Raw genomic sequence first — 1,307 nt, 5'->3', positions numbered from 1 at the left:
GGTTCATCGCGGTTTACCGGGAAATGCGGCTTTGATCTTCAGGAAGAAGTAGTCGCTATCCCGGAATCCGTAGGCCATACGCTTGATGACCTTGATCTTGTTGTTTACCCCCTCTAGCACACTGGTATTGAGCCGGTAGCTTGCGCTGGCAATGATGCCCTCCGCGTAGGGTATCAAGCAGCGGGCGAAGTGGCTCAGCGGCTTGAGTCCGCTGGCCATAGCCTGCCTGCACCAGTGGGTGAATCGCCATCGCGCAGCGCGCTCGCTTTTGGCGTACCACAGGCCTTTCAGTTGTTCCTTCATGATGTAGACCAGCATTAACGGCTGATTGAGCGCCAGCAGCTCTTCAAGCTGTGCAGACTGGTCCTGCCGAAGGTTGTTCCGATTGCGCAGCAGCAGCCAGCGAGAGCGTTTGACAGCCTTGCGGGCCGGCTTGTCGTGTCGCAGCTGGTTCGCCTGATCGACACGCACACGGTCGATCACCTGTCGGCCAAACTTCGCCACCACATGGAACAGGTCATACACCACTCTTGCCCCAGGGCAGTGCGCCTTAACCTCAAGGTCCATTGCGCTGTTCATATCCATGGCTACGGCCTCAATATGCTGGCAATGCTCACCGAGCCACTCGAAGAAGGGCCGGATCGCCTCCCGTGACCGGCCTTCACCGACCCAAAGCACCTGTGTTCGCTCAGCATCCATCACCACCGAGGCGTAGCGATGGCCCTTGAACAGTGCGAACTCGTCCATCGCCAGGTAGCGCACTTGGCTGAGCTCAGGCGTCGGCAAGTCTCGCGCCAGGCGCTCCTTATCGAGCGTCTTGAGCGTGTGCCAGTGCAGACCTGTCAGCTGCGCCACGTGCTTGATGGGCAAGAGGGTCAGCAACACCTCCACATGCTTCTGGAGCCGGCGCGTGATACGGGCGCGAGGCGCCAGCCAGGTCAGCTGTTCTGTGGCGACACCGCAACGTGAGCAGCGCACTCGGCGGACGGGGACTTCCAGCCAGACCTTGTACTCGAACAGGTCGCGATCACGTACCCGGCGCTGGCTGGTGTCATGGACTTGCCTGCAGGGCGCGCAGCAATGCTGGCAACGTGGGAGGTGGGCAGGGTCAGGCTGGAGCCTGATCAGACAGTGAGAATCTGGCAGTTCAGTGTAGGAAGAGAGCTGAAATCCTTCCCAGCAAAGGCCGGGGAACGTAGCATCGAGCATGGCGGCGGAGTCCTTGTCTTGTTGCTTGGTCGCACAAACAACTTAACTTGGATCTCCCGCCGCCACCTAATTCCGTTCCCGCTAATCCGCGATGAACC

Annotated in this window: 1 protein-coding gene; it reads right to left on the bottom strand. The window is 59.8% G+C overall.

The genetic code is table 11. The features are described 5' to 3' along the window. Window positions 1-3 precede the first annotated feature (3 nt). Window positions 4-1,209: an ISL3 family transposase gene (locus tag ACTZWX_RS17780; protein WP_444715050.1), complete on the bottom strand. Its 1,206-nt coding sequence runs from the start codon at window positions 1,207-1,209 to the stop codon at window positions 4-6. Window positions 1,210-1,307: the final 98 nt, after the last annotated feature.

The sequence above is a fragment of the Marinobacter sp. NSM genome (genome assembly GCF_052380025.1).
GTDB lineage: Bacteria > Pseudomonadota > Gammaproteobacteria > Pseudomonadales > Oleiphilaceae > Marinobacter.
The sequence above is the reverse complement of the archived record's forward strand: the minus strand, read 5'-3'. Positions and strand labels throughout refer to the sequence as shown.

Bases quoted from the DNA above. Each gene is read 5' to 3' on its own strand.
- ACTZWX_RS17780 (WP_444715050.1), bottom strand. From the start codon at position 1,209: ATGCTCGATGCTACGTTCCCCGGCCTTTGCTGGGAAGGATTTCAGCTC.